Source organism: Chromobacterium sp. Panama, from assembly GCF_003052555.1.
In the GTDB taxonomy this organism is placed as follows: Bacteria; Pseudomonadota; Gammaproteobacteria; order Burkholderiales; family Chromobacteriaceae; genus Chromobacterium.
This window is the reverse complement of the sequence record NZ_QARX01000001.1, coordinates 2742107-2768445: the sequence shown is the minus strand read 5'-3', so window position 1 is coordinate 2768445 and position 26339 is coordinate 2742107. Positions and strand designations below refer to the sequence as shown.

26 protein-coding genes are annotated in these 26339 nt (G+C 62.3%); 15 read left to right on the top strand and 11 right to left on the bottom strand.

The features are described from left to right. Nucleotides 1-245 precede the first annotated feature (245 nt). Nucleotides 246-560, bottom strand: a complete 315-nt coding sequence (locus tag DB032_RS12460) for a DnaJ domain-containing protein (protein ID WP_107799780.1) — start codon at nt 558-560, stop codon at nt 246-248. Between the two features lie 200 nt (nt 561-760). Here DB032_RS12460 and DB032_RS12455 point away from each other — a divergent pair, with 200 nt between their 5' ends. Both DB032_RS12455 and DB032_RS12450 read left to right on the top strand, forming a co-directional pair. Further along, nucleotides 761-1207, top strand: a complete 447-nt coding sequence (locus DB032_RS12455; protein ID WP_107799779.1) for a GNAT family N-acetyltransferase — start codon at nt 761-763, stop codon at nt 1205-1207. Between the two features lie 317 nt (nt 1208-1524). Further along, nucleotides 1525-2154 (top strand): LysE family translocator, encoded by a 630-nt coding sequence (locus tag DB032_RS12450; protein ID WP_107799778.1) that lies wholly within the window; start codon nt 1525-1527, stop codon nt 2152-2154. A gap of 191 nt (nt 2155-2345) precedes the next feature. Here the strand turns inward: DB032_RS12450 and DB032_RS12445 are convergent, their stop codons facing one another. From DB032_RS12445 to DB032_RS12415, 7 genes are all read right to left on the bottom strand, one after another. Then, nucleotides 2346-3194: a family 16 glycosylhydrolase gene (locus DB032_RS12445; protein ID WP_107799777.1), complete on the bottom strand. Its 849-nt coding sequence runs from the start codon at nt 3192-3194 to the stop codon at nt 2346-2348. Between the two features lie 417 nt (nt 3195-3611). Then, on the bottom strand, nt 3612-4139 hold the full coding sequence (locus DB032_RS12440) for a hypothetical protein (RefSeq protein WP_107799776.1): 528 nt from the start codon (nt 4137-4139) through the stop codon (nt 3612-3614). 357 nt (nt 4140-4496) lie between these two features. Next, nucleotides 4497-5255 carry a hypothetical protein gene (locus DB032_RS12435; protein ID WP_107799775.1) on the bottom strand — a complete coding sequence of 253 codons (759 nt, stop codon included), beginning with the start codon at nt 5253-5255 and terminating at the stop codon, nt 4497-4499. Continuing rightward, nucleotides 5252-6181, bottom strand: a complete 930-nt coding sequence (locus DB032_RS12430) for a substrate-binding domain-containing protein (RefSeq protein WP_158274299.1) — start codon at nt 6179-6181, stop codon at nt 5252-5254. The genes DB032_RS12435 and DB032_RS12430 overlap by 4 nt, the downstream gene beginning before the upstream one ends. Nucleotides 6182-6327: 146 nt before the next feature. After that, on the bottom strand, nt 6328-6762 hold the full coding sequence (locus DB032_RS12425) for a hypothetical protein (protein WP_107799773.1): 435 nt from the start codon (nt 6760-6762) through the stop codon (nt 6328-6330). A 300-nt stretch (nt 6763-7062) separates the two neighbouring features. Then, complete coding sequence (locus DB032_RS12420; protein ID WP_107799772.1) at nt 7063-9279, bottom strand: DEAD/DEAH box helicase; 2217 nt, start codon at nt 9277-9279, stop codon at nt 7063-7065. Between the two features lie 2 nt (nt 9280-9281). After that, complete coding sequence (locus DB032_RS12415) at nt 9282-10268, bottom strand: DUF1837 domain-containing protein (RefSeq protein ID WP_107799771.1); 987 nt, start codon at nt 10266-10268, stop codon at nt 9282-9284. A gap of 406 nt (nt 10269-10674) precedes the next feature. Between DB032_RS12415 and DB032_RS12410 the strand changes: the two genes are divergently transcribed. The 4 genes from DB032_RS12410 (at nt 10675) to DB032_RS12395 (ending at nt 14788) form a co-directional block, all read left to right on the top strand. Beyond that, a complete protein-coding gene (locus tag DB032_RS12410; RefSeq protein ID WP_107799770.1) occupies nt 10675-12114 on the top strand; it encodes a PhoPQ-activated protein PqaA family protein in 1440 nt (479 codons plus the stop codon). 168 nt (nt 12115-12282) lie between these two features. After that, nucleotides 12283-12888, top strand: a complete 606-nt coding sequence (locus DB032_RS12405; RefSeq protein WP_107799769.1) for a transcriptional regulator — start codon at nt 12283-12285, stop codon at nt 12886-12888. Further along, entirely contained in the window at nt 12885-13847 is a 963-nt protein-coding gene (locus tag DB032_RS12400) for a threonine/serine dehydratase (protein WP_233246696.1), read from the top strand. Before DB032_RS12405 ends, DB032_RS12400 begins: the two co-directional genes overlap by 4 nt. Continuing rightward, nucleotides 13844-14788, top strand: coding sequence for an ornithine cyclodeaminase family protein (locus DB032_RS12395; protein WP_107799768.1), 945 nt, complete (start codon nt 13844-13846; stop codon nt 14786-14788). Before DB032_RS12400 ends, DB032_RS12395 begins: the two co-directional genes overlap by 4 nt. A gap of 25 nt (nt 14789-14813) precedes the next feature. Here the strand turns inward: DB032_RS12395 and DB032_RS12390 are convergent, their stop codons facing one another. Then, complete coding sequence (locus tag DB032_RS12390) at nt 14814-16076, bottom strand: hypothetical protein (RefSeq protein WP_146176657.1); 1263 nt, start codon at nt 16074-16076, stop codon at nt 14814-14816. Nucleotides 16077-16344: 268 nt separating this feature from the next. Between DB032_RS12390 and DB032_RS12385 the strand changes: the two genes are divergently transcribed. The 6 genes from DB032_RS12385 to DB032_RS12360 all read left to right on the top strand — a co-directional run bounded on the left by DB032_RS12385 (nt 16345) and on the right by DB032_RS12360 (nt 21235). Continuing rightward, nucleotides 16345-17364: a low specificity L-threonine aldolase gene (locus tag DB032_RS12385; RefSeq protein ID WP_107799766.1), complete on the top strand. Its 1020-nt coding sequence runs from the start codon at nt 16345-16347 to the stop codon at nt 17362-17364. Between the two features lie 114 nt (nt 17365-17478). After that, nucleotides 17479-18672, top strand: coding sequence for a serine hydrolase (locus tag DB032_RS12380; RefSeq protein WP_107799765.1), 1194 nt, complete (start codon nt 17479-17481; stop codon nt 18670-18672). Between the two features lie 95 nt (nt 18673-18767). Next, complete coding sequence (locus DB032_RS12375; protein ID WP_107799764.1) at nt 18768-19313, top strand: GNAT family N-acetyltransferase; 546 nt, start codon at nt 18768-18770, stop codon at nt 19311-19313. Beyond that, a complete protein-coding gene (locus DB032_RS12370) occupies nt 19306-19731 on the top strand; it encodes a DUF2000 domain-containing protein (RefSeq protein WP_107799763.1) in 426 nt (141 codons plus the stop codon). Before DB032_RS12375 ends, DB032_RS12370 begins: the two co-directional genes overlap by 8 nt. An 11-nt stretch (nt 19732-19742) precedes the next feature. Continuing rightward, nucleotides 19743-20459 (top strand): transcriptional regulator, encoded by a 717-nt coding sequence (locus DB032_RS12365; RefSeq protein ID WP_107799762.1) that lies wholly within the window; start codon nt 19743-19745, stop codon nt 20457-20459. Next, complete coding sequence (locus tag DB032_RS12360; protein ID WP_107799761.1) at nt 20456-21235, top strand: PhzF family phenazine biosynthesis protein; 780 nt, start codon at nt 20456-20458, stop codon at nt 21233-21235. The genes DB032_RS12365 and DB032_RS12360 overlap by 4 nt, the downstream gene beginning before the upstream one ends. Before the next feature lie 181 nt (nt 21236-21416). Here the strand turns inward: DB032_RS12360 and DB032_RS12355 are convergent, their stop codons facing one another. Together DB032_RS12355 and DB032_RS12350 are read right to left on the bottom strand one after the other, a co-directional pair. After that, complete coding sequence (locus DB032_RS12355; RefSeq protein ID WP_107799760.1) at nt 21417-21896, bottom strand: protease inhibitor I42 family protein; 480 nt, start codon at nt 21894-21896, stop codon at nt 21417-21419. A 178-nt stretch (nt 21897-22074) separates the two neighbouring features. After that, nucleotides 22075-22989: a LysR family transcriptional regulator gene (locus DB032_RS12350; RefSeq protein WP_107799759.1), complete on the bottom strand. Its 915-nt coding sequence runs from the start codon at nt 22987-22989 to the stop codon at nt 22075-22077. Nucleotides 22990-23407: 418 nt separating this feature from the next. Here DB032_RS12350 and DB032_RS12345 point away from each other — a divergent pair, with 418 nt between their 5' ends. From DB032_RS12345 to DB032_RS12335, 3 genes are all read left to right on the top strand, one after another. Continuing rightward, on the top strand, nt 23408-24820 hold the full coding sequence (locus DB032_RS12345) for an MFS transporter (protein ID WP_199225883.1): 1413 nt from the start codon (nt 23408-23410) through the stop codon (nt 24818-24820). 79 nt (nt 24821-24899) lie between these two features. Further along, nucleotides 24900-25271, top strand: a complete 372-nt coding sequence (locus tag DB032_RS12340; RefSeq protein ID WP_107799757.1) for a VOC family protein — start codon at nt 24900-24902, stop codon at nt 25269-25271. Between the two features lie 81 nt (nt 25272-25352). Beyond that, nucleotides 25353-26339, top strand: coding sequence for a DUF1176 domain-containing protein (locus DB032_RS12335; protein ID WP_107799756.1), 987 nt, complete (start codon nt 25353-25355; stop codon nt 26337-26339).

Sequence of the window (26339 nt, the reverse complement as noted above, 5' to 3'; positions counted from 1 at the left end):
CACAGCATAGTGGGCGCATGTTTCGGCCAGGAGAGGGTTTGATGAAGATTTTGTTGCGGGGTCAACCGGCGGGCCGGGGCCGGCGTTGGCGGGGCGCGCTTAGAACCTGTTTACGATCTGCTGCGCGTCGTGGAGCCTTACACGGTGAGCACACCTTCGAAATGCTCATGTAGCATTTGTACATTCCGCTTTCTCAGCCGTTTTCGCCTTGTCTCGCTTTAGCTCGCGAGATCGTAAACAGGTTCTTAGCGCCGGTCGGCGCATAGCGGCAGCAGCCGCTGATAGGCGGCGTTGATGTCCTTGCTCTTGCGTTCCGCCAGTTCGCGCAGCTCCAGGCCCAGGGCGCTGACCTTGTCCGGATGGTATTCCGCCATCCGCGCCCGGTAAGCGGCTTTCAGTTCTTCCGCGGAGCAGGGCCAGGCGACTTGCAGCACCTGGCAGGCGCGCTCGGTCTCGGAGACGGCGCCGGACGGCGGGGCGTCCGGCCGCGTCGGGCTCAGCGCCCGGCGGATCAGCCAGTAGGCCAGCAGGGCAAACAACAGCAGCGCAATCAATCGCATCGACACGGTTCCTTGGCAGAGGGCCGCCCGCGCTTGCGGACGGAATAGCAATATGGAGCGGCTGGCCGGACGCTGGTTCCCGGCGCGGGGCCGCGGTGGGTGAACTTTGCCGCCGGCGGGCGGTCCCACCCGGCCCGGTTATGTTCTTTAATTTAGAGCCGCCTGCCGATCCGGGGAGGAGGCGGCCCGCAAGGAAGCATATGAGTTCCACCATCCGTCCGGCCGTCCGCGCCGACATCGCCGCGCTGTTCGACATCCGCACCAGCGTCCGGCAAAACCACCTTTCCATCGAGCAACTGGCCGACCTGGGCATCACGCCCGAGACCATCGCCGAAACTATCGCCGCCGCGCCCTGCGCCTGGATCGCGGAGCAGGACGGCCAGCCGGCCGGCTTCGCCATGGCGGACCTGGACGCCGGCGAAGTGTTCGCCTTGTTCATCAAGCCGGCGTTCGAGGGCCTGGGCCTGGGCCGGCAACTGCTGAGCCAGGCCGAGGCCGCGCTGTTTCAACGCCATCCGGTGATCCGGCTGACGACCGACGGCGACGCGGCCATCCGCGCCAACGGCTTTTATCAGCGTCAGGGCTGGCGGCAGGCCGGCCCGGCCGAGGGCGGGGACCTGTTGTACGAAAAGCGGCGCGAGGTCTGAGCGAGGCGCGCCTCCGGCGACGAGACTGAAGGGGCCGGGGGCGTGCCGGATGCGCGCGTTCCCGGGCGTCCGGAGGCGCGTGGCGGGCAGGTAAAGAGGGAGCGCTTCTTCTTTAAGCGCATAAGCATAAGCCAATATGCCACTACAGCCGCGCCGGCTTTTATATTATGATGCCGGCTCTGCGTTGTTTGCCGCCCCTGTCCGCATTACCCAGTTCCCTGCTTCATGCCAAGACGCCGCGTTTCGCGCGCCGTCGTCGTCGACTGTTTCCGGGTGGCCGCGCCAAGTCATAGATGATAGCCGTCCTGGAGTTTTGAATGAGTTTCGCCACCTTATTGCTGTACATCGTCGCCGTCAGCGCCGTGATGATCACCCCCGGTCCGTCCATGCTGCTGGCGCTCAACAACGGCGCCAGCCACGGCATGCGCATCGCCAGCTACGGCTTTGCCGGCGCGGTGCTGTCCGATCTGCTGCTGATCGCCGCCGTGGGCTGCGGCCTGGGCGCCTTGCTGCAAGCGTCGGAACAACTGTTTTCCATCGTCAAATGGGGCGGAGCCGCCTATCTGGTCTACCTGGCCTGGATGATGTGGCGCGCGCCCACCCAGGCGCTGGCCGCCAGCGCCCAGAGCGGCGAGGCCAGCGGCCGCGGCACGTTTTTGCGTTCCCTGGTGGTGGGCCTGTCCAATCCCAAGGGCCTGCTGTTCTTCACCGCCTTCCTGCCGCAGTTCATCCGCCAGGACCAGCCGGCGGTGCCGCAATACATGATTCTGGCCGTGGTCACCGCCAGCGTGGACTGCGTGATGATGTTCATCTACGCCTACGGCGGCCGCCACGCGATGCGCACCTTCTCCGCCCGCGTGATGGGCTGGATCAACCGCAGCTGCGCCGGCATGCTGGCGGTGCTGGCCATCGGCCTCAGCCTGTACCGCCGCAGCGATATGAGCTGAGCGCGCCGCTTTGCCTGCACGGAAAACCCGCCGAATCCGGCGGGTTTTTTTTATGTGGGCCTATCGCCGGGCGCGACAAAAAGCCGCCCCTGGGGGCGGCAAGAGGACATCGATAGATACAAAGGAGGGGAGGACTTGTTCCTGAACCCTCCGGCCAATATATCCGCCGCCCGTGACAGCGGGATGACGGCTCAACGCAGCGGCGAGGCGGCCGACGCCGGCGCCCGACGGCGCGCGGCGGGTTCGGCGGCGTCCCGGTACACCCGCACATAGTCCACCACCATCTCCTGCGGCCAGCGCGTGGACGCGTCCGGCGCGCCGGCCCAATCCCCGCCCACCGCCAGATTCAGCACGATGAAGGCCGGTTCTTGCAGGGCGCTCCAGCCGTCGCCGCCGTCGGTTTTCATCGTCACGGTCTGATAGAGTTGGCCGTCGACGAAGTAGCGGATCGCCGCCGGCGACCACTCCACGGCGAAATCGTGGAAACGGTCGTTGAACCAGCCCAGATCCGGCGTGACATAGGAGGCCGACGCCGTTTGCACCGTCCCGGCCGGCGCGCCGGGCTTGGGCCGGTGCGCGCTGCCCCAGACGGTGGCGTTTTCCGCGCCGGCCTCGCTGCCCACCATTTCCAGGATGTCGATCTCGCCGTAATGCGCGGGCTGATCCCAGCGCTGGTTCAGCATCCAGAACGCCGGAAACATGCCCTGGCCGTAAGGCAGCTTGATGCGCGCCTCGATCCGGCCGTAGCGCCAGGCGGCCTGGCTGCGCAGGCGCGCCGAGGTATAGTCGCGGCCGCCGTAAGCCTGCCGCCGCGCGGCGATATGCAGCGCGCCGTCGCGCACGGCCACATTGTCTCCGGCGGTGTAGTACTGCAGCTCATGCAGGCCCCACGGGCCGGGGCCGGATTCCAGCCGCCATTTGGCGCCGTCCAGCGCCGCGCCGTTGAATTCGTCCTGCCACGCCAACTGCCAATTGGCCGCGGCTGCGCCGCCGCTCAGCAGCGCCGTAATCGCGGCGGCTGCCGCCATCTTGCTTTTCATCGCTCATCTCGCGCGAGTTTGTCGAGCGTCCAGCATAGCCGGAAGCGAGAGCGGCGCAGCGCGGCCGCGCTTGGCAGTTTTACCAAGCGCGGCCAGACCCGCGGCTTAGAGCCTGTTCAACGCCGTATCGCTGAAGCGCGGCAGACATTGATCCGCTGCTTAGAGCCGCTAACAAAAGCTCGCAGAGAACCTGAGCCAAGGCGCGTCGACGCAGGCAGTACAAGTCGTACGACAAGGAGGCGCAACGCGGGATCAGGGGTTTTGTTAGCGGGTCTTAGAGCCTGTTCACGATCTCGCGAGCAAGAGCGAGACAAGGCAAAAACGAGCGAAAAAGCGGAATGTACACGTGGTACATGAGCATTTTGAGCTTGTTTTTAACGCGGTATCGCCGCAGCGCAGTAGATCGTGAACAGGTTCTTAGGAGCAATTCGAGTTCAGGCTGGGATAGGCGGTATTCAGGATCCACTTGCCCTTGCTGTTCTTGGCGTAGCGGAATGACAGGAAAATGGGCTGCCCTGCGGGAAACGGGATGGACAGGGTGCAGACTCCGGCCGCGTTCACCTCCTTGCAAGTGCTGGGCAGCGCGCCGGGCCAGCCCTTGGGATAGAGAGTGCCCTCCGGCACGCAATCGGACTCCGCCGCCCGGGTGCCGCATATGGCCGGTTTGGGGCCTTTGGGCCCGGGATAACCCTGCCAGGTGGTGAAGGCGGCCTTGAACTGGTCCCAGCTGTCGAACTGCGATTTGCCCGCCTGGGTGGGCTGGCCGTGGATATGGATGCTGACATGGCCTTCCATCGCGGTGTTGTCCGCCATGGATTTGACGCTGGCGTTCACATCCGGGGTGACGCGGCAATCCGCCGCCTGAGCCGGCGCAGCGGACAACAGGCATAGGGTTAGCGCCGTCAGCGCGGCGCCGGAGCAGATTGGGAGGAGGCGATTGAGCATGAGGGAATCCTGAAAACGTCGGGCGCGCAGGCCCGATGGGGTTTTTTAAAAGCGGGCGGCTGTAAGTTATTGCGCCAACAGGGCATGACGCGATTTATCGTTGAAGATTAATGCAAAAGGCATTAATGATGCCTGCGCTTTGGGACAGGTGGCGGGCGAGCGCCGTGCGCCGAAGCCTGGCTGAGGAGGCGTCCGGCGTCGGCGGCGCGGCCTTGAGAACGACTTCCGCGCGGGGCGGTGAGGGAGAGGAGTGCTTGGGCGATATTCCGGGGCGGCGGCGGTTGAGGCCGGCCATGCGCCAAGCCGCCGTCTCAGCCGCAAGGCCCCGCCTCGGCCCGGCATGCGGGGAAGGGCGTCCTACTGGCGGCTCCGCTCCCAGGCGGCCTGGGTTTCCAGGAACAAGCCGTGCAGCCGGTATTTGTCCCAGATGAAGGCCGTTTCCTTGGCGAACAAGCCGGCGCGCAAAGCCTGCCTGAGCTTGGCCAGAATCGCCGGCGGCGTGTCCGGATGGCAGATCAGCCAGCGCTCGGCCGGCGTCAGCGCCAGCGCCTTGCGCGGCGGCGGTCCGTCCTCCGGCGCGGGCGGGGTGTCGCTGACGAAGACCTCCAGCCGCTTGGCCGCCAGCATTTTGAAACCCAGCGCCGGTTTGGCGATGGGGATGTAGCTCAGCTGGGCGGAACTGAGCAGATCGCGCGCTTCCGCAATGTCCACCGTGCCCAGGGTCATGCCCCGCATATCGCGCAGATTCTTGAACGGCGCCGCGTTGCCGCGGGCCACGTAGGCCTGCAAGACCACCGGCGAGATGGCGGCCACATAGCTGACGGTTTCCGCCTTGCCCTGGTCGAAGTTCACATCCAGCGCGCAGGTGTTCTTCTCCGCGGCGGCCAGGAAATACGCGCGCTTGGCCGGCACGCCTTTCAGCGCCACCTCCAGCCCGGCCTTGGCCGTCAGGTAGCGGAAAGCGTCGGCGTAGGGGCCGCCGAGGCCGTCTCGGGCCGGCGTCAGATAGGGCGGATGCGCGTCCGCCACCACGGTCAGCAGCGGCTGGGCCTGGGCCAGGCAGGCGGCGCCGGCCAGCACCGCCGCCAGCCGTCTGAACGCGGGCGGCGGGCTCAAGACTTCACCAGATCCACCGGCGTGCGCACAATGCTCTGCATCTCGCTTTGCGTCAGCCGCTTGTTGAAGGATTCCAGCCCCAGGCGGATGGCGTACTCCGCCTGCAAGGCCGGGTGCTGGTCCGCGGTGGCGTAAATGCGTTTGGACGCCAGCAGCGCGGCCATCTCCGGGATATTGTCGTAGCCGCCGATCAAGACCTTGCCGTCCCGCTTCAATTCCGTCACCGCCTGCGCCGCGCCAATCGCCATATTGTCGTTGCCGCACAAGAGCGCGGCCAGGTCCGGCGTCTGTTTCATCAGCTTCAGCGCCGCCGCCCGCCCGGCGTCCCGCTCCCAATCGCCCCAGGCGAGGGCGGCCAGCGTCATATTGGCGCTGGCTATCGCCTCCCGGTAACCGTCGCTGCGCGCCTTGGCGTTGATGGAGCCGGGCAGGCCCTCGATGATGGCCGCCTTGCTGCGCGGCTTCAAGGCCCGCAGCACATAGTCACCCACCGCGCGCGCGCCGCTGAAATTGCTGGGGCCGACAAAGGGAATGTTGACGCCGTGGCTGGCCAGCGCCCGGTCGTCCAGCTTGTTGTCCAGATTGATCACCAACAGGCCGCTTTGCACCGCCTTGATCAGCGCCGGGATGATGGCGCGGGAGTCCGCCGGCGTGATCAGCAGGATCTGCTCGCGGCGGGCGATGCAGGCTTCAACGATCTTGATCTGTCCGGCCAGGTCGGTCTCCCCCTGCACCCCGTCTATCGTCAGCTGATAGTCGCCGCTGTGCTGCGCGTGGTGCCTGCGCGCGCCGGCCGTCATCACGCTGAAGAAGGGGTTTCTCAGTGATTTGAGCACCAGGGTCACCGCGGGCTTCGTCGCGGCCGCCGCCAGCCGGGGCCAGGCCAGCAGGCCCAGAGATGCCAGTAAAAACGCGCGCCGCCGCATGGAGCTCCCCCGCCTGTCGAATGAATGCGCCGGCAAGCTGCCGGCCAGGCCCGGCCGCGCGGCCAGGCTCAAGGATATGGCTTCTTTATAGAGCACAGCGGGGAGGGCGGCAGCGGGCAGGTACGCCGCGCCGCTGCGTCCGCCGTTTAGCTATGGCGGGATGGCACCTTGTCTTCCAGTTCGGACCTCCGCGTCTGCGCCTGATGCAAGGCGTGCACGCTGTCCACATGGGCAAACACATCGCAGCGCATGGCGCCCAGCGCCATCAATTGCTCGGCGTAGTTGAAAAAGCCCATCCAATAACCGCGGGCATGGCCGGGGTCGTTGAAATCCACATCGCGGGCAATCTTACCGAGCAGGCCCTGATTCAGCCTATGAGGCTGGTCCTTGAAGAACTGGGCCAGATGGGCAGCGCATTCGCGGCCATAAGCGCAGGCGTCCACGTAGTCGTCGGCGGGCGGCATCTGCCAATGGTGGGGCTGGCCGCGCAGCGGCAGGTAACGGACGAAGGGCAGCTGGGTGGCTTGGGTTTCGTGGGGCTTGAGCCGGTAGAAACGGCGCGGGGGTAGGGTTTGGGACATGTTGTTACTCCTGCATTCTGCTACGTGAAATCAACCCACTTCCCGGTTCCAAGCGGGATTGGCGGGCACGAGACTGCAAGGTTGGAACACCGACCACGTACGAAATCGGCACGGCAAACGCCGTCCTTGCCGTCCGCGCCCGCCTTATAGGCGTGCAGACTGCATGAACAATGGCCGCAAAAGCGGCCAGTTCGCCGTACGTGTCGAATGGGGTTCCATGCCCAGTACTGATTAATAGTCAGCACCGGAGCATTGTGTCTGACTGGATAGGGGAGGTCAAGGGCCATCTTAAAGATGGGATTATAGGTATTTTTTAATAATAACAGCTTCGATTGGATGGATGGAATTGATGATTTCTTTTAATACAGTGGTTTTTTTATTTTGTATTTCCTCAAAGCTGAAGCAATCAGAAAAGTGATGTGATATTTTCCTGACAATTTCATTTGGTATTCCGGAGTCTTTTAAAATAATTTCATGATTTTTTATGGTGCCATATTCAAGTTTTGCAATCATAAGTTCCAGGGAGATTTGAGGAGAGTTTTTCTCTTTGGCTACATGGTTATATAGATTTTGAAATGATTTTAAATATTTTGGCCATGTGAATTCAAAGTATTTTGATATTAGCTCAAACGTCAGTCTAATTCGAGAGTCAACTTCTTTTCGCATATAAGCCAAAGTGTCACTATTTAGTAGTTCAGAAAATGATGGGGAATGATAAAGGTAAAAACTTGTGAGTTGTAATAAAAGGTCTTTTCCTTTTTGCTCTCTAAAGTTCCTGCTAATATCCTTCTCGGAAAATAAATGATCATATATATACGAAAGCATCAACTTTGTCGTTGCTTTGTTTGGAATTTGGGATGAAAATTCAAGGGAATGATGGCTTGATCTAAGTGCTTGGATAAGACTTATTTGCCCCTCTATAGAGATAAATTTATTTGATTTTAATAATTCCAAAGGGATGTTTTTGTTTTTTAATCGTAATTTGAGAGAGTTGTTTTTTTGACGACCAATTTCAGAGAGATCCTCTTCATCTAGCTGAATTGTTGCTTCGATAGCTGGGTTTGGATCCTCAAAAAATTCTATCTCAATGTCTGTGTTGCTGGTTTCTTCTATATTTACTTTTTCAAAATAGAAAACACGTCCCACAAAGTGACGCATGAATCGTCCTGCACGACCCTCAATATTTTTTCTATCGAGGCTTCCTATTGCTTTTCCTGTTCCTATTTTGGTGTCGTAAAGAATTACATTCTTTGCTGAAGTATTTACTCCCTCAGTTAATGAGGTCGTGCATATCAGATAATTTAACCCTGTTTCATCGTTTTTGTTAAATTCATCGACAATTAAATCTTGGATGTAGCGTGGCATGCCACCATGATGAAATCCTATCCCCTTTTTTATGCAGGAAATAAGATTCCATTGTGGGGAGATCATTTTTTCTAAATACTCAATAAAACTAGTGTTGAATGTTTTTGTTTCTATGGTTTGGGCAAGTTTTTTTGCGGTATCTTCAACAAATCTTTTTTGATATCTATATATAAGGAATTTTCCATCAATTTCTTCTTTATTTAAAATTCTAATTAAGTTTTTGAAATTATCTTTAATGGATTTTATTGATGTTCCTTCTATAAAGTGCTCGCCTTGAGAAGAAATATCGTAGAAATCTTTTTGTACTATTTCTGTGTTAAATTTTATAAATGGTGTATTGAATGATCTCTGAAATTTGGAGCTAAAATTAGATATGTATGGTCCTATGAGATAAAAATCTGATTTCGATTTTGCTAGACGATATAACACATCGGCAAAAATTCTAAATCGCTCATCTTCTAATTTAAAATCAACTTTGTATATCTCGTCCATAACAAAAAAGTCAATGATAAAATTTGGGTTTTCATCAATAAACGCACTTAGTCGTTCAGGAGTTAATACTAAAATATATTTACTATCAGGGTTTATGTTGGTTTTTGATGATTTTGTGATGGTATACCCAGAGATGTTGTCTCGTAGCTCGTGATATTGCTCTGATAGTAAAGATACGGTAGGGACAATAATGGCTATGTTTGTGTAGTTGTTGTGTGAGATTATTTCTTGAACTATTCTGGTTTTGCCGAATGATGTGGGTGCACTCACTATTAGTCTTTTGTTTTTTTGAAAAGTATCAAAAATTTCTTTCTGTGGCTTGGTAAGAGTGGTGTTGCTTATGTGGCTTGTATAAAGGCTTTTTAATAGGGAGTCTTGAACTGATTGTTGAGGGAGATATTGGCTGTCTTGCTGTTGGAGCAAGTTATCATATAAAAAAATTCTGGACTTAGTGATGTTGTCGTGGAGTAATTGCTTGATCATGGGGTCTTTGTTTCCCATGTTGGCAATATGGCAAATGGCCCGTATGCAGAGGTTGTAATCGCTATCTTCGATAGAGTCCAATAAACGATATACTTTTATGAGGGTTTGTTCTATTTCAATATGAGTTGCTTGTTTTTTTACTATTCTATCTATAGTGAGTGTGATGTCGTTTTTCATTTTTAGAATTTCATGACTTGTTCAAGTTGATCAAGCATTGTTTTAATCTCTGAAACTAAATGCATAGGCATAATAAAGAAAATTATTTTTATGTTCTTTGATGATGGCCATGATTTTTCTTTTATTGTTTTGAATTTGACCTCTAATTCGTTTAGCAGCATTTCACGAAATGCTACATTCTCTATGTCAGCATTTTCGGACCCATGGAAGTTTTTTATGCAATCACTATCATAGGTAATGAGTACGGGAACTCTGATGGGAATTTTTTCAAGAGACTTTCCTCCATTCACATAATCCTCTAATAGAGCATACTTCTCTGGCTCTAGCTGCTTATTTATTTCAATCTCCCCACCTAATAAGCGCAACTCTGATTTTATTTTTTCTGAATTAGTTATGTGCTCACTTAACGATGTTAGCGCAGAGCTAACGGCGGTTGAGAAGTTTTGATGGAATTTTGCTTCGCCTAGCCATAATGAAACTGTATTGTTACTTTCTAGTGAGAAGTGCGCACAATCAAACCCTTTTATTTGTTCTCTTGTGCAAGATCTTAAACGAGCTTTTGTGACGAACTTGGGCGTATTCTGAAAGGTGTTAAGCAAAATATATAATAATAATTCGCCATAGTCTCCCTTCGAGTTTTTGTGAGCATCTGATATCCTGCAGAAACTTCTTCTATTCCAGTCAGATCTATCTAAGCTCGCAATTTCTTTCTCGGTCAGCGCAAAATAAGGAGCGATATCCCGAATCAGGCCTACAAGCTCTTTTTGCCTATACCTTCCCTCTTCAAAATCTAAAGTAAACGATGTATTTTCATTTGATTCATCTGTGGTGTGTGCCTCAAATTTAAATATTATATTTTTTGTTCGTCTAGTTAATGAATTGTCCATGCTAGTACTTTTTTGTGTAAAAATATTTGCGGTGAACTTTAAAAACTTAAAGTCATTGGTTTTAAAGCTATTATGGTGTACCGTTGTATAACCCATTGGCATGGAGATGTCAAAGTATTTTCAATTAAGACTGAGTTTAGGAGGCTGGTTTTAAGTTGTAGACTGGATTAGGCTCCACTTTTTGTGGGGTTTGGATGCTTGTTTTAGTATTTTGTAAAGGGTGTTGATTTTTACAGAATGTGCATTTTCTTGGTGTGCAAAATTCCGTATTTGATTTTGCTCAAGGTAATTTGTCTTGAGTTGTGTGTGGCGATGGCGGAAATAAAGTTTAGCTGGTTATAAAATATTTTATTAGTTAGAGCATTTTTAATAGATGGGGAGGGAATGGATGTACCACTTGGTTGATCAGGCCTGTTGTTGGGAGCTGGTACTTTGAAACTTCTTGAGTCTTTACCCTAAACATTGCAGAATCGAGCATCCACTCTCTAACAATTAATACATTCCGCCGATGAACATTTCTCTTCCCCTCGCGCTGCGCGCCTGCGCCGCGCTGTGTTTGTCATGGCCCGCCGTCGCGCCGGCCAAGTCCTTGTCGGTTCAGCCCGCCTCCACCGTGGTTGCCGACTATCTGCAACAGGCCAAGGCCAGTCAGCAGCCGGCCGAGCTGCTCAGTTCGGTGGTGGAAGACGGGGTGGAGGTGCGCATGTACCGGATGGTGTCGCAGCAATGGCCGGGAGCCGGCAGCGGCATTGGGAGCAATGCGCCGTTGTGGGAGCAGCAGTACAAGCTGGTCCTGCCCTTGACGCGCAAGCCGGGCGCGCCGGTGCTGCTGTACGTCAACGGCGGCAGCAATCATGCGCAGCCGCCCAAGCTGCCGGACCGCTTGCCGGCGGAAGCGCTGGTGCGCGATCTGGGCGTGCCGGTGGCCGAGCTGTATTTCGTGCCGAACCAGGATTTGCAATTGGACGAGCAGCCGGCCGGCCGCGAGGACGCGCTGGTGGCCTATACCTGGCGCAAAACGGTGGATCAGCCGCAGGCGGAGCGTTTCAGCTCCCTGCATCTGCCGATGACGCAGGCGGTGAGCGCGACGATGGACGCCTTGCAGCGCAGCCTGCCGGGCAGCGAGCGTTTCGTGGTGGCCGGCGCGTCCAAGCGCGGCTGGGCCGCTTGGCTGGCCGGTCTGAACGATAAGCGGGTGAGCGCCATCGTGCCGGTGGTGGCGGATTTCTGGAACGTGCGCGTCAACTTCACCCACGTCTACAACAGCTACGGCCAGCAGTGGCCGGCGGCGCTGCGCGATTATCAGCGCAACGGCATCACCGAGGATGTGCTGCAAGGAGGGCCGGGTCTGGACGCCTTGTTGCGCTTCGAGGACGTGGTCAATTACCGCGCCGGGATGGCGCGTTTGAGCAAGTATATGATTTCCGCTTCCGGCGACGACTTCGCGGTGCCGGACTCCGCCTGGAGCTATCTGCCGGACTTCGCCGGCCCCACCCAGCTGCGCTATCTGCCCAATCAGTCGCACTATGTGAAGGGCGATCAGATCGGCAAGGCCTTGCGGCAGTTCATGCGCCGCTGGCTGGCCGGCAAGCCGATGCCGCGGGCGCAGGTGGACGCGGACCCGGCCAGCGGCCGGCTGCGCGTCAGCGTGGCGGAGCGCGAGGCGGGCAAGGCGACGCTGTGGCTGGCGCATAACCCCGCGAGCCGGGATTTCCGCTTCAATTCCGGCATCCGTTATCAGCCCAAGGCGATTGAAGGCCAGTGCCGCCGCGGCAACTGCCGCTTTGAATTCCGGCCGGACGCATCGCTGCCGGGCTGGCAGGCTTATTTCATCGAGTTCGAGGGCCAGGACTTCGCCTGGAGCACGCCGCCCTTGGTGTGGCCGCACGCCTATCCCAATGGCGAGCCGGTGCCGTTTGGCGCGCCGCGTTTGCAACTGGGACGCTGATCGCGCTTGGGCGGGCGGTTTGGCCGCCTGCGCCAGATCTCGAAGCCGGCTGAGCCGGCTTTTATTTTTCTCATGTTTTGTATTTTTTAGTCCAATCTGGATTTTTTTGTTTACATTCTGGATTTCAAAGTCTACTCTGGATTCATTGATCCAATTGCGAGTGCCGCCATGCTGTCCCGTTACCAGTCCATCGCCGACGCCATCGCCACCTTGTTCTATCCCTATGCCGAGGTGGTGCTGCACGACCTGGCCACCCAGTCTGTGGCCTATATCGCCAACAATTTCTCCAAGCGCGAGCTGGGCGACGATTCCGGCCTGGACGAGCTGGAAAACACGCCGGACGCGACGGTGATCGGTCCTTACGAAAAACTGAACTGGGACGGCCGCCAGCTGCGCTCCATCAGCGTGGTGCTGCGCGACGACGCCGGAGCCGTGCTCGGCATGATGTGCGTGAACCTGGACATCTCGGTGTTCGAGGGCGCGCGGGCGGCGCTGGACCTGTTCCTGTCCGGCAGCAAGCTGGTGGCGCAGCCGGCCTTGTTGTTCGAGGACGACTGGCAGGAGCGCATCAACCGTTTCATCCACGGCTGGCTGCAACAGCGCCAGCTGAGCCTGTCCATTCTCAACCGCGAGCACAAGCGCGAGCTGGTGGAGGCGCTGCTGCACGAGGGCGCGTTTCGCGGCAAGAACGCCGCCAACTACGTGGCCAATGTGCTGGGCATGGGCCGCGCCACGGTTTTCAAGCATTTGAAAGAGCTGAAGGAGCAAGCATGACACTGGATTCCCTGTTCGACGCCATCGCCGCCGCCCACCAGGCCATCCGCCCGCAGGCGCGGGTCACGCCGCTGGAGCACAGCCCGGCCTTGTCCGCCCTGACCGGCTGCGAGGTGTATCTGAAGTGCGAGCATCTGCAGCGCACCGGCTCCTTCAAATTCCGCGGCGCCAGCAACAAGCTGCGGCTGCTGGACCCGGCGGCGCGGCGGGAAGGGGTGATCGCCGCGTCCACCGGCAACCACGGCCAGGCGGTGGCCTTGGCCGGCGGCCTGTTGCAAGTGCCGGTGACGGTGTACGCGCCGGCGTCCGCCGCCGCGGTGAAGCTGGACGCCATCCGCGCGCTGGGGGCGGAACTCAAGCTGGTGGACGGCGGCGCGCTGGAGGCGGAACTGAGCGCCGGCGAGGCGGCGCGGCGGGCGGGTCTGCCCTTTGTGTCGCCGTACAACGATCTGGACGTGGTGGCCGGCCAGGGCACGGTGGGCATGGAGCTGGCCGAGCAGTGCCCGGAGCTGGACGCGGTCTTTGTCTCCGTGGGCGGCGGCGGCCTGATTTCCGGCATCGGCGCGGCCTTGCGGCGCCTGGCGCCCGGCGCGGAACTGGTGGGCTGCTGGCCGGAGGCGGCGGCCACCATGCACGCCAGCCTGCAAGCCGGCCGCATCGTCGAGGTAGACGAGGGCGACACTCTGTCCGACGGCACCGCCGGCGGGGTGGAGCCGGGCGCGGTGACTTTCGAACTGTGCCAGGCCTTGATCCGCCATTGCGCGCTGGTCAGCGAGGCGGAGATCCGCGCGGCGCTGCGCTTGCTGGCCCAAAGCGAGCGCTGGATGACGGAGGGCGCGGCGGGCGTGGCGCTGGCCGGCCTGTTGCGGCAGGCGCCGCGCTACCAGGGCAAAAAGGTGGCGGTGGTGCTGTGCGGCCGCAACATCGTGCTGGATAAGTTTTTGAAGGCGGTGTCATGAAAACCTTCAACAAGGATGAAATCCTGGCGCGGCTGGATCTGGAGCGGGCGGAGGCGCTGCTGCGCCAGGGTTTCATCGCCTATTCCGCCGGCCGCGCGCAACTGCCGCCGGTGCAGCATTTCGCCTTTGCCGCGGCCAACGGCGATTGCTGCGTGAAATCCGGCTATGTGGAGGGCGAGAGCCTGTTCGCGGTCAAGGTGTCGTCCGGTTTCTACGACAATCCCAAGCGCGGCCTGCCCAGCAATCAGGGCCTGGTGCTCTGCTTCTGCTCCCGCACCGGCGCGCCGTTGGCGCTGCTGCGGGACGAGGGCTGGCTCACCGCCTGGCGCACCGCGCTGGCCGGCAGGCTGGCGGCGCGGGTCTTGGCCCCGCGCCGGGTGGAGGCGATAGGCATTGTCGGCACCGGCTTGCAGGCGCGCTTGCAATTGCGCGCCTTGCAGGCGGTGACGCCGTGCCGGGAGACGTGGGTGTGGGGGCGTTCGGAGACCGAGCTGGCGGCTTTCGCCGCCGAGTTCGAAGCCGAGGGCTACCGTGTGCGGACCACGCTGGACGCGGAGCCGCTGGCGCGCGCCTGCCGGCTGATCGTCACCTGCACGCCGTCCGCCCGGCCCATTCTGCGGGCCGGCTGGCTGCGGCCCGGCAGCCATGTCACCGCGGTGGGCGCGGACGCCGCCGGCAAGCAGGAACTGGAGACGGAATGGGTGGCCGCCGCGGACCGCATCGTGGTGGACTCCGTCGCGCAGTGCGCGGCTTACGGCGAGGTGTCGCACGCGCTGGCCGCCGGCCTGCTGGAGTGCGAACGCTTGACGGAGCTGGGGCGGGTGCTGGCCGGCGAGCAGGCGGGCCGGCAAAGCGAGGACGAGATCACGCTGGCGGACCTGACCGGGCTGGCGGTGCAGGACGCGCAGATCGCCAAATGCGTGCTGGAGGCCCAGGCCTGAGACGCGCTTGACCGTCAAGGGGTTCTCAGGCCGCGTGCGGGAAACCGTGCACCGGCCGCAAGGGCGGCCGGGCGTAGCCGCCCTGTTTTTGCGCCGCCATCAGAAAGCGGGTGTAGTTTTCCTTGCCCACCTGGCGGAAGTTGAATTTGACGGTGTCGGCAGAGAGCGCGGCGCCGTCCTTGGCCTGCAAGCGGGCGACGATGTCGGCGACCACATTGTCCGCCTGCTGGCGCAGCGCCGAGCCCGTTTCTTTTTTCAGCATCTCGTTGAGGGTGACGATGGCGGGCGCGTCCGCCAGCCCCATGGCGGACAGGGCGGCGGCGTGTTGGCCGAAGTGCCGCCAGACGATGGCCTGGGAGCCCAGCCGCAACACGAACTTGAACGGAAAGCCGGTGCGGATGGAGAGCAGCACCGGATCTATGCACACCAATTGTTCTATCGAGTTGACGCCCTCGGCCGCCAGCGCGGCGGAAATATTGGCGGTCACGCCTTCCAGCTGGATCAGTTGGTCGTTTTCCTGCGGCTGTTCCTTGGCGTTCAGGTTCAGCGCCACCAGCCGGCGCAGCAGCTTGAACAGGGAGTCCATCGGAAAGGCGCCGACGGCGAAGGCGGCCACGGTCTGCGCGGCGGAGACGGTTTCGGAGTCGCCGGCGGCGCTGACGGCCGCGCCGATGGGAATGGCCAGCATCATGCGCAGCGCGTACCAGTACACGTCCGCCACATTGAGGCTGCGCTTGCGCACGCTCAGCACCATATCGCTGACCACGAACAGATAGGCGCCGGCGATGGCGGCGCAGACGATCTGGGCGCCGAAGGGCAGGGCCAGCTGCCCGTTGACGGCGAGCAGATAAAGCACGCTCATGCACAGGGTGGCGATCAGCATCAGCATCATGGGCGTGAGAAAGGCGGCGCGGCCGTAGTGCTCGCGGTAGATCTGCTCGAACAATTGCTCGGCGGCGGCCTCCACCTCCTCGTTTTCCGGCAGCGGCCAGGCGTTCAGCTGCGGGTGTTTGTCGGTGCGCGGCTGCCAGAACTGGCGCAGATAATAGATTAGCGCGCCGTTGTTGAGCCGGTTGCGGAATTCCTCGTAGCGGGCGCCCCAGCCTATGACCAGGAAGCGGATCATCGGCGCGGCCGCCAGCGCGGTGGTCAGCAGGCCCAGCGCGAAATGACTGGCGTGCTGCGGGCGGGAAAAAGGCTGCGCCATCAGCAGCGACAGCCCGTACAGCGCGGCGATGTCCAGCAGCAACAGGCCTGCCCACAAGCCGTGATATTTCAGGTTTTTCATGATGGCCTCGCTGATTGGCGGCGTGGCTACCATGGTAGTTCTCCAGCGTAAAATCGCACTCCGTACGAATAACTAGCGCGCCGACCGGCGGCTACCTTATCAAAAGTAGTGTTGAATCATTGATGTCCGGCCCCTAGCATCGGCTTCGCGTTTCATTGGCACGCCAATGGCGCGGACTGGACGACGGGCGCCGACGCGCGTGCTCGCCAGACGCTTTCCTTGCCGCCGCTTGCCATCCTCCAGCCGACGTTCACGAACGGAGCCAGACATGCCGGACATCATCGATTTGAGAAGCGATACCCTGACGCGGGTCAGCAAGAGCGACGTGGAGACGCTGGATTTCGCCAAGATCGGCGACGATTGCTACGGCGAAGACCGCTATGTGCGCGAGCTGGAAGCCTACTGCGCGGACTTGTTCGGCAAGGAAGCGGCCTTGTTCATGCCCTCAGGCACCATGAGCAATCAAGTGGGGCTGCGCTGCCTGGCCGGGCCCGGCGACGAGATCGTCACCGAGGTGGGCTACCACATCAATTTCTTCGAATCCTCCGCCGTCAGCGCCAATAGCGGCCTGGTGCTGAACCCCTACCACAGCGCGGACGGCATCCTCACCGCCGACGACGCGCGCCGGGCCATTCACGCCAAGGCGCGCTGGTCCAGCCTGTACGCGGAGCCCAAGGCGGTGGCGATAGAAAGCAGCATCAACACCTACGGCGGCATCGTCTATCCGGCGGCGGAAATGCTGCGCATGCGCGCGCTGTGCGACGAAATGGGGCTGAGCCTGTACCTGGACGGCGCGCGGGTGCTCAACGCTTGCAGTCATCTGGACCTGTCGCCGGCGCGTTACTTGGGGCCGGCGGACATGCTGAATTTCTGCTTCTCCAAGGGCGTGGGCGCGCCCTTCGGCTCCATCCTGGCCGGTCCGGCCCGCAAGATAGAGGCGGCCAAGGTCTTCCGCAAATGGTACGGCGGCTGCCTGCACCAATCCGGCCTGATGGCCGGCATCGCGCTGGACAAGATGCGGCGCTGGCAGCAGGTGACGCAGGAAGACAATGACAAGGCCCGCATCCTGGGCGACAAATTGAGCGCGGCGGCGCGGCTGAAGTACCCGGTGGAGACCAATATGGTGTTCATCGAAGCGGCGGACGCCAAGGCCATGGTGGCCAGGCTGGCGGAGCGAGGCGTGCTGGCGCTGGCCTGGAAACCGGATCTGGTGCGCTTCATCAGCAGCAGCCTGGTGACGCGCGGGCAGGTGGAGCGGGCGGCGGACATCATACGCGCCAGCCTCTGAAGCGCCGGTCTCCCATTCCGGACAATTTCTCACGATAGCGCGGAGCGCCGCCCGCTTTTTCCCGGCGCGGCCGTCGCTTATCGTGGTGGCTGTTTTGAAGCCAAAGGAAGCGATATGTCGAATGTGGAATGCCGCGTGCGGCCCAGCCGCCTGGAAGCGGGCCTGGACGCGCGGGTGGACGCGGTGCTGGAACAGGCGCTGAGCGAGCGGCGGCTGGTGGGGGCGGTGGTGTTGGTGGCCAAGGACGGCGCGCCGGCCTACCGCCGCGCGGCCGGCTGGGCGGACCGGGAGGCCGGCTTGCCGATGCGGGAGGACGCGCTGTTTCGGCTCGCCTCCGTCAGCAAGCCCATTGTTTCCACGGCGGCGATGGCGCTGGCGGCGCGGCGGCGGCTGGACCTGGACGAGGACATCGCCCGCTGGCTGCCGGAATTCCGGGCGCGGCTGGCGGACGGCGCGCCGGCGCGGATCACGCCGCGGCAGCTGCTCAGCCATACCGCCGGCCTGGGCTATCGCTTTTTCGAGGAGGACGGCGACGGTCCCTACGCCCGCGCCGGAGTGTCCGACGGCATGGACGCCGACGGCCTCACCCTGACGGAGAATCTGCGCCGCATCGCCAGCGTGCCGCTGCTGTATACGCCGGGCCAGTCCTGGGGCTATTCGCTGGCCACCGACGTGCTGGGCGCGCTGGTGGAGCGGGTGGCGGACCAGCCGCTGCCGCAGGCGGTGCGCCGCTGGGTCACAGCGCCCTTGGGCATGGACGACACCGATTTTCACGCGCTGGAGCCGGGCCGCCTGGCCGCGGTCTACGTCAACGGCGAGGCCGAACCGTGGCGGATGGAGCAGCCGGCGATCGTGGCGCCGTTCGAAGGCACGGTGGGCATACGCTTTGCGCCGCAGCGGGCGCTGGACGCCGGCGCCTATCCGTCCGGCGGCGCGGGCATGGTGGGCAGCGCCGACGATTTCCTGCGCCTGCTGGAGGCGCTGCGCCAGGGCGGCGCGCCCTTGCTGCCGCCGGAGTGGGTGGAGGAGATGGCGCGCAATCACACCGGAACGCTGGAACTGCCGGAAATGCCCGGCTTCGGTTTCGGCCTGGGCTTCTCGGTGCTGCGCGATCCGGCCGCCGCCGCCTCGCCGGAATCGCCCGGCACCTGGCGCTGGGGCGGCGCTTACGGCCACTCCTGGTTTGTGGACCGCGCGCGCGGCCTGAGCGTGGTGGCCTTCACCAATACCTTGTACGAAGGCATGTCCGGGCGCTTCGTCGCCGATCTGCGCGACGCGGTCTACGGCGTGGAGCCCCTCTTGCAATAATTAAACCAAAAATGTAAATTTCAACAAATTGTTGAATTATTGCGGCCCAAGCCCGACGAGATTCGAGCTTGGGCCGCTGGCGTGAAGGGGAAACGATGTTGCAATTGGAACGGCTGACGCTGCGCGAATTTCGCGCCGAGGATTTGCCCAATGTGTTTTACGGGCTGTCGCACCCGGAAGTGATCAAGCATTACGGCATTCATTACGCCAGCGAGGAGGACTGCCGCGCGCAGATGCGCTGGTTCGACGACATCCGCGCCGACGGCAGCGGCCTGTGGCTGGCGCTGGAAACGCGGGAGGATGAGCGCTTCCTGGGCGCGGTGGGCATCAGCTCCTGGTCGGAACAGCACCATTGCGCCGAACTGGGCTATTGGCTGCTGCCGGAACACTGGGGCCGCGGCTATATGCGGGAAGCCCTGCGCGGTTTCCTGAGGCTGGCTTATCGCCGCTTCCCGCTCAACCGCGTCTATGCGCAAGTGGAAGTGGACAACCTGGGCTCCGGCAAACTGTTGCGGAGCGTCGGCTTTACCCTGGAGGGCGTCAGCCGCGAGTGCGAATGGAAGGACGGCCGCTATCTGTCGCTGGCCAATTACGCCTTGTTGCGCGCGGAGCATGAGGCGGAGGACGGCGGCGATGTCTGAGGCGGAACGCAAATACGTGGCGGTGATCCACAAGCGGCTGGAGCCGGGCCGGGCGATGAATGTGCTGGGCCATCTGGCGCTGGCCCTGGCCTGCCGGCTGCGGCGCGCGGACGCGGCGGCAAACCACGTGGATTATGTGGACGCCGACGGCGGCGTGCACCCGGCGATCTCGGCCGATCCCTTCATCGTGCTGCGCGCGGACAACTCCGCCAAGCTGGAGCGGCTGCGTCAGGCCGCCGCCGAGGCCGGCGTAGTCTGCGTCGACTTCACCGACACTATGGGCGAGGGCGGCAGCGCCGAACAACTGCGCCGCACCGCGGCCACCCCGGCCGCCGCGCTGGAGTACTGGGGCGTGGCCTTGTGCGGCGACGAGGCGGCGCTGGGCGCGCTGACGCGCAAATTCAGTCTTTACCGTTGACGGGCGGCCGCATGGAAGACCCGAAACCGGCGGCCGATCCGGCCCAGGCGGAAAAACAGGCGGTGCTGCGCGCCTTGAGCGCCGCGGTCAAGCTGGTGGGGGCCATGGTGGACGCGCACACCGAGGTGGTGCTGCATGATCTGAGCCGGCCGGAGCGCTCCGTCGTCGCCATCGAGAACGGCCATGTGTCCGGCCGCCGTCTAGGGGACGCCATCCTGGGCGGCCCGGCCGGCGACCGCGGCTTCGCCGCCATCGAACAGGCGATGCGTCAGGGCGGCGCGGAACCGGCGCTGGTGTCCGGCTACCACACCCTGAGCCGCGACGGCCGGCGGCTGCTGTCCGCCAGCGCCGTCTTCAAGACCGCCGCCGGCGAACCCTTCGCCGCGCTGTGCCTGAACAGCGACCGCAGCCAGCTGGAAGCGGCGCTGGCCTGCCTGCAGGCGCTGGTGGGCCGCGCGCCGCCGCCGCCTCCGGCCGCGCCGGAGCCGCCGGCCATGGACGAGGCGATGCAGGACATCATCGCCCAGGCGCTGGAGCGCGGCGGCAAGCCGCTGGCGCGGATGAAAAAGGCGGACAAGAAACAGGCGGTGGCGCAGATGCTGGAGCAGGGCCTGTTCATCGTCAAAGGCGGGGTGGAGCGCGCGGCGGAGGCGCTGGGCGTCAGCCGCTACACCGTCTACAACTATCTGGACGAAATCCGCGGCGATGCGCGGGAGGACAAGGCATGAAGATTCCCATCTACCAGGTGGATGCGTTCTGCGACGCGGTGTTCCACGGCAATCCGGCGGCGGTGTGCCCCTTGCCGGCTTGGCTGCCGGACGCCGCGCTGCAAGCCATCGCCATGGAAAACAATCTGTCCGAGACCGCCTTTTTGGTGGCGGACGGCGAGCGGATGGCGCTGCGCTGGTTCACGCCGACCACCGAGGTGGATTTGTGCGGCCACGCCACGCTGGCCAGCGCCTGGGTCTTGTTCCATGAGCTGGGCTGGCGCGGCGAACGCATCGTCTTCCAGACCCGCAGCGGCGAATTGACGGCGCGGCGCGACGGCGAGCGCATCGAGCTGCGCTTCCCCGCGGTGACGCCGCGCCCCTGCGCCGAGCCGCCCGGCCTGCTGGCGGCGCTGGGCCTGGACGCCGGCCAGGTGCTGGCCGCCGACGACTACATCGTGGTGCTGGACGACGCGGCGAGGCTGGCGGCGCTGCGGCCGGACTTCCAGCGGCTGCGCGGCTTGCCCAAGCGCGGGGTGGCGGTGACCGCGCGCGGCGCGGACTGCGATTTCGTCAGCCGCTGGTTCGGCCCCGGCGTCGGCGTCGACGAAGACCCGGTCACCGGCTCGGCCCACTGCTGGCTGGCGCCGTACTGGGCCGGCGTGCTGGGCAAGACCTGCTTGCAGGCGCGCCAGGGCGGCGCGAGGCGCGGCAGCCTGGAGTGCCGGGTGGAAGGCGCGGAAGTGGCTTTGCTGGGGCAGGCGCGGCTGTATCTGAGGGGCGAGATTTACGTTTAGAGCCGGTTCAATGTCTGCCGCGTTTTGTGAAGCGTTGCAGGTGGTCACAAACTCAAAATGCGCATATACCACGCGTACATTCCGCTTTTTCGCTCGTTTTCGCCTTGTCTCGCCTTAGCGCCCGAGATCGTAAACAGGTTCTGAGAGAATAGTGCCGATATGATCGCTCGGAACTATTTCGTTATTTAACAGTAACTTTTACCGTTATGACTTTTTTAGCGCCCTTGCTCCACTGTTGACCATACTCAAATCTTACTGTCCCGGTTCCTTTTTCTAACGCTTTAAATATATAGCTTGTAAATCCGCCACATCCAACCGGCGGCACGCCCTCATTGTTAACGACGCCGCATTTGTCAGATGGTTTGTGGCTGGAACTCAGAAACATCAATTCCGCAGGAAGTGTCCTTAAGCCCCAAGAGGCTCCTGTTGAGGGATTGTCAGGAAAGGTAATCGAAAAATTACGATCCAAGTTGACTTCAATATGGCCATTCCCTTCTTTAGGCAGGTCGTGATGTTGTTCTGGCGCTGAATAATCGCCAATATTTAAATCATAATAGCCGAATGAATCTGATTTCATTTGAGCCCCTTTCTCAGAAGAAAAGCAAGTTGCCGGAATTAAGCAAAAAGATGTGACCATCAGCGTCTTATAAAAACTATGCATAGTTTACCTCGCTGAATATGAGTGATCAGAAGTTGATTGGCTGCCTAATGGATTGGCAAGCGAGTCAGCGTTGAAGCGAGTCATGGAGTCGCCAGCTTACTGAAGCGCTTTAGAACCTGTTTACGATCTGCTGCGCGTCGGCGATACGCAGGTAAACAGGTTTTTAGAGCGGCGCGCTTCAAACGGCGGCCTCCGCCGCCAATTGTTCATCGCACACCGCCTTGACGCAGGCGCGCAGCCATTGCTGCGCCGGGTCCGCGTCCAGGCGCGGATGCCAGATCATGGAAATGGTGATCTCCGCCACCGCCAGCGGCAGCGCGAAGCTGTGCAGGCCGGCGCGCAGATGGCCGGTATGGCGCTCGGGCACGGTGGCGATCAAATCGCTGGCGCGCGCCAGCGCCAGCGCGGCGGCGAAGCCGCCCACGGTGACCGCGACGTCGCGGCGCAGCCCCTGCGCGTTCAGCGCCTCGTCCACCGGCCCGACCAGCCCGCCGCGGCGGGCCACCAACACATGGCGGCCGGCGGCGTAGCGGGCGATGTCGACGGCGTCGGCCGCCAGCGGATGGCCGGCGCGCACCACGCCGACGAAGCGGTCGCGGAACAACATGCGCACCCGCAACTCCGGCCCGGCTTCGTGGCCCACCACGCCGGTGTCCAGATCCACCGCGCCGTCGCGCAGCGGCGCGTTGTCCTTGTCGCGCTTGGGCAGGAAATGCAGACGCACGCCCGGCGCCTCGCCTTGCAGCCGCGCCAGCAGCCGCGGGCCGAAGTTTTCGACGAAACCGTCGCTGCAGCGCAGGGTGAAGCTGCGTTGCAAGCGGTCCAGCCGCAGCGTTCCGGCCGGGCGCAGCGCGCTTTCCGCGTCCAGCACCAGCGCGTGCACCCGTTCGCGCAGTTCCAGCGCGCGCGGCGTCGGCGTCAGGCCGCGGCCGGCGCGCACCAGCAGCGGGTCGCCGGTGACCTCGCGCAAGCGCGCCAGCGCGCGGCTCATCGCCGAGGGGCTGAGCTGCAGACGGCGCGCGGCGCGGGCCACGCTGCCTTCGTTCAGCAGCGCGTCCAGGGTGATCAGCAGATTGAGATCGGGTATGGGCATGGCTTCGCCTTAAAGAGCCTATTCAATGTCTCGCGAGCAAGGGCAAGACGAAAACGGCTGAGAAAGCGGAATGTACACGTGGTAGATGAGCATTTCGAAGCCGTTTTCAACGCTCTTGTCTACAATCCCGCCGCAACGCAGCAGATGGTACACAGACTCATTAGAGCGGCTAACAAAATTCCTGATGCTGCGTTGCGCCGACTTGCCGTACTCAAGTACTGCCTGCGTCGGCGCGCCTTGCCTCAGTCGTGAAACTGATTTTTGTTAGCCACTCTTAGTGCAGCGATACCTGGCGTCAAACGCAACTATTTAGTGTAAACCATGCGTCTTCCGCCTGCTGTGGCGGCGGCGTAGCCTGTATCGGGTCCGTGTCGACGGCCCCGGCGTTCGGGGCCGGATGCGGGCGGGAGCCGCCCTCATGTCTGTTTCTCCATCCTCTTCGTCTTCTTCCGCCGCCGCGCTGGCCGGCCTGGCGCTGTCTATCCTGCTGGCCTCGCTGGGCGCCAGCGTGGCCAACGTCGGCCTGCCGGCCTTGGCCGCGGCCTTTCGGATCAGCTTCCAGCAAGCGCAATGGGTGGTGCTGGCCTATCTGCTGCTGATCACGCTGGCCAGCGTCAACGCCGGCCGGCTGGGCGATCAGTTCGGCCGCCGGCGCGCCTTGCTGGCCGGCATCGCCTTGTTCGTCGCGGCCTCGGCCGGCTGCGGCGCGGCCGACGCCTTCTGGGCGCTGATCGCCGGACGCGCCTTGCAGGGCGTAGGCGCGGCCTTGATGCTGGCTCTGGGCATGGCTTTTGTCGCGGACATCGCCCCGCAGGGCGAAGTGGGGCGGGCGATGGGATTGTTGGGCGCCATGTCCGCCGTCGGCACCGCGCTGGGCCCGTCGCTGGGCGGCGCGCTGATCGCGGGCTTCGGCTGGCGCGCGATGTTCTGGCCGATGTTGCCGCTGGGCGCGCTGGCTTTCGGCCTGATCTGGCGCAGCGTGCCGGCGCCAAGCGGCCCCGCCGCCGAGCGCGTCGGTTTCGACCTCGCCGGCAGCGGCTGGCTGGCGCTGACCCTGGCCGCCTACGCGCTGGGCTTGACCCTGAAGCCCGATCACGCCCAGGGGGGCTTCGGCGCGCTCAACGCCGTCTTGTTGCTGACGGCCGTCGTCGGCGGCCGCGCCTTCTTGCGGGCCGAGTCCAAGGCCGCCTCGCCCTTGCTGAACCTGGCTCTGCTAAGAGACCCGGCGCTGGCCGCCGGTCTGCTCGGCAACGCCCTGGTGTCCACGGTGATGATGGCCACCCTGGTGGTGGGGCCGTTCTATCTGGCGCGGGGGCTGGGCCTGGACGCCGCCGGCGTCGGCCTGGCGATGTCGCTGGGGCCGCTGGTGGCGGCCTTGAGCGGCGTGCCGGCCGGGCGGATGGTGGACCGCTATGGCTCGGACATCGCGGCGCGCTCCGGCCTGGCGGGCATAGGCGCGGGCGCGCTGGCGCTGGCCCTGCTGCCGGCCAGCCTGGGCCTGGCCGGCTATTTGCTGCCGCTGACCCTGATCACCGCCGCCTACGCCTTGTTCCAGGCCGCCAACAACACTCAGGCGCTGACCGGCGCCGCGGCGCGGCAGCGCGGCCTGGTGTCCGGCCTGCTCAGTCTGTCGCGCAATCTGGGTTTGATCACCGGCGCGTCCTTGATGGGCGCGGTGTTCGCCGCGGCCAGCGGAGCCGCGGACATCGCCGCCGCCGCGCCGCAGCAAGTGGCCGGCGGCGCGCGCGCCGCTTTTGGGCTGGCGGCGGCGCTGATGCTGCTGGCGCTGTTGGCGTCGGCGCATGGGCGCAGAAAAGCCGCGCTCTGCTGACGACACGCTGTCAGCAGGGGGCAGGCAGACTGGTTCTTTTCCACGGCGCAAGCCGCATTTCAGTGAAAAGGAGCAAGCCATGACCTTGACCCCCCAAGCCAATCTGCAATTGCTGTATGTGACGGATATCCAGCGCTCCGCCGCGCTGTACCGCCGTTTGTTCGCCGCCGATCCGGTGTTCGTCAGCCCGCGTTACGTCGCCTTCAGCGCCGGCGGCGAGGCGCTGTTCGCCCTGTGGAGCGGCGGGGACGCGCCGCATGCCGATGTCCCGAGATTCGTCGAAGCCGGTATCATGCTGGCATCCGGCGAGGCGGTGGACCAGCTCTATCAGGCCTGGCGGAACGATCCCGATCTGCGCATCGCGCAGCCGCCGAGCACCGAGGTCTTCGGCCGCACCTTTCTGATGCTGGACCCGGACGGGCATCGGCTCCGGGTGTGCCAGCGGGACTGAGCGTTTGCGTCATGCCTGCTGCGCTTTGGCGGTCTGGCCTCGCCGCTGCGCGGCCGGCATGGAATACAACGAAGGGTAATCATGCGAATACACATCATGGCCGCCTTGGCGGCGCTGAGTCTGCCCGCCGCGGCATGGGCCAAGACGGAGTCGTACAAGGACTGGGCGGTGGCCTGCGACAACACCCGCCATTGCGAAGCCAACGGCACCCAGGCCGCGGACGGCGACAATCCGGTCAGCCTCTTGCTCAAGCGCGACGGCGGCCCCAATGCGCCGCTGACCGGGGAGTTGATCGCGGCGGACGCCGACGACGGCAAGGCGGGGCCGCTGACGCTGCGACTGGGCGATTTCAAACTGAGCGGCTTGAAAACGGAGCAGAGCTTGAGCGCCGGGCAGATGGCGCAGCTGCTGCCGCGCATGCTCAACGCGGACGCGATCAGCCTAGGCGACGGCAAGCTGCAATGGACGCTGTCGCTGGCCGGCCTCAAGGCCGCCTTGCTGAAGATGGACGAGGTCCAGGGCCGTCTGGGCACGCCCGGCGCGCTGGTAAAAAAGGGCGCGAAGCCGGAAGCCTCGGTGCCGCCGGCCTTGCCGACGCCTTTGCTGAAACCGGTGGCGGCGGCGGCCCGGCCCGGCGACGCCGCGCTGGCGGCGCCCATTCTCAAAGCGGTGCGCGAGCGCGGCTGCTGGGAGGATATGCCGGATGCGGAGAACCCGACGATAGACGTCCACCGCTTGAGCGCCGACAAGGTGCTGGTGCTGCGCGAATGCGGCCGCGGCGCTTATCAGGGCGGCTTCAGCGTGTGGATAGCCAACGATAAGCCGCCGTATCGGCCGGCGCTGGCCAAGCTGGCCGACGGCGACGCCGCCTATTTGATGAACGCCGAATTCAATCAGGGCGTGCTCAGCAGCTACGCCAAGGGGCGGGGCATAGGCGATTGCAACGTCAGCAGCGCCTGGGCCTGGACCGGCGGCCGCTTCGAACTGATGCACGCCGCCGAGGCGCCGCAGTGCCGCGGCATTCCCGGCGGCGTGTCGCTGCGCAGCTGGGTGACGCGGCAGAAATAA

Coding starts and splice junctions, on each gene's coding strand:
- DB032_RS12460 (WP_107799780.1), bottom strand. CDS start 560: ATGCGATTGATTGCGCTGCTGTTGTTTGCCCTGCTGGCCTACTGGCTG.
- DB032_RS12455 (WP_107799779.1), top strand. CDS start 761: ATGAGTTCCACCATCCGTCCGGCCGTCCGCGCCGACATCGCCGCGCTG.
- DB032_RS12450 (WP_107799778.1), top strand. CDS start 1,525: ATGAGTTTCGCCACCTTATTGCTGTACATCGTCGCCGTCAGCGCCGTG.
- DB032_RS12445 (WP_107799777.1), bottom strand. CDS start 3,194: ATGAAAAGCAAGATGGCGGCAGCCGCCGCGATTACGGCGCTGCTGAGC.
- DB032_RS12440 (WP_107799776.1), bottom strand. CDS start 4,139: ATGCTCAATCGCCTCCTCCCAATCTGCTCCGGCGCCGCGCTGACGGCG.
- DB032_RS12430 (WP_158274299.1), bottom strand. CDS start 6,181: ATGCGGCGGCGCGCGTTTTTACTGGCATCTCTGGGCCTGCTGGCCTGG.
- DB032_RS12425 (WP_107799773.1), bottom strand. CDS start 6,762: ATGTCCCAAACCCTACCCCCGCGCCGTTTCTACCGGCTCAAGCCCCAC.
- DB032_RS12420 (WP_107799772.1), bottom strand. CDS start 9,279: ATGAAAAACGACATCACACTCACTATAGATAGAATAGTAAAAAAACAA.
- DB032_RS12415 (WP_107799771.1), bottom strand. CDS start 10,268: ATGCCAATGGGTTATACAACGGTACACCATAATAGCTTTAAAACCAAT.
- DB032_RS12410 (WP_107799770.1), top strand. CDS start 10,675: ATGAACATTTCTCTTCCCCTCGCGCTGCGCGCCTGCGCCGCGCTGTGT.
- DB032_RS12405 (WP_107799769.1), top strand. CDS start 12,283: ATGCTGTCCCGTTACCAGTCCATCGCCGACGCCATCGCCACCTTGTTC.
- DB032_RS12400 (WP_233246696.1), top strand. CDS start 12,885: ATGACACTGGATTCCCTGTTCGACGCCATCGCCGCCGCCCACCAGGCC.
- DB032_RS12395 (WP_107799768.1), top strand. CDS start 13,844: ATGAAAACCTTCAACAAGGATGAAATCCTGGCGCGGCTGGATCTGGAG.
- DB032_RS12390 (WP_146176657.1), bottom strand. CDS start 16,076: ATGAAAAACCTGAAATATCACGGCTTGTGGGCAGGCCTGTTGCTGCTG.
- DB032_RS12385 (WP_107799766.1), top strand. CDS start 16,345: ATGCCGGACATCATCGATTTGAGAAGCGATACCCTGACGCGGGTCAGC.
- DB032_RS12380 (WP_107799765.1), top strand. CDS start 17,479: ATGTCGAATGTGGAATGCCGCGTGCGGCCCAGCCGCCTGGAAGCGGGC.
- DB032_RS12375 (WP_107799764.1), top strand. CDS start 18,768: ATGTTGCAATTGGAACGGCTGACGCTGCGCGAATTTCGCGCCGAGGAT.
- DB032_RS12370 (WP_107799763.1), top strand. CDS start 19,306: ATGTCTGAGGCGGAACGCAAATACGTGGCGGTGATCCACAAGCGGCTG.
- DB032_RS12365 (WP_107799762.1), top strand. CDS start 19,743: ATGGAAGACCCGAAACCGGCGGCCGATCCGGCCCAGGCGGAAAAACAG.
- DB032_RS12360 (WP_107799761.1), top strand. CDS start 20,456: ATGAAGATTCCCATCTACCAGGTGGATGCGTTCTGCGACGCGGTGTTC.
- DB032_RS12355 (WP_107799760.1), bottom strand. CDS start 21,896: ATGCATAGTTTTTATAAGACGCTGATGGTCACATCTTTTTGCTTAATT.
- DB032_RS12350 (WP_107799759.1), bottom strand. CDS start 22,989: ATGCCCATACCCGATCTCAATCTGCTGATCACCCTGGACGCGCTGCTG.
- DB032_RS12345 (WP_199225883.1), top strand. CDS start 23,408: ATGTCTGTTTCTCCATCCTCTTCGTCTTCTTCCGCCGCCGCGCTGGCC.
- DB032_RS12340 (WP_107799757.1), top strand. CDS start 24,900: ATGACCTTGACCCCCCAAGCCAATCTGCAATTGCTGTATGTGACGGAT.
- DB032_RS12335 (WP_107799756.1), top strand. CDS start 25,353: ATGCGAATACACATCATGGCCGCCTTGGCGGCGCTGAGTCTGCCCGCC.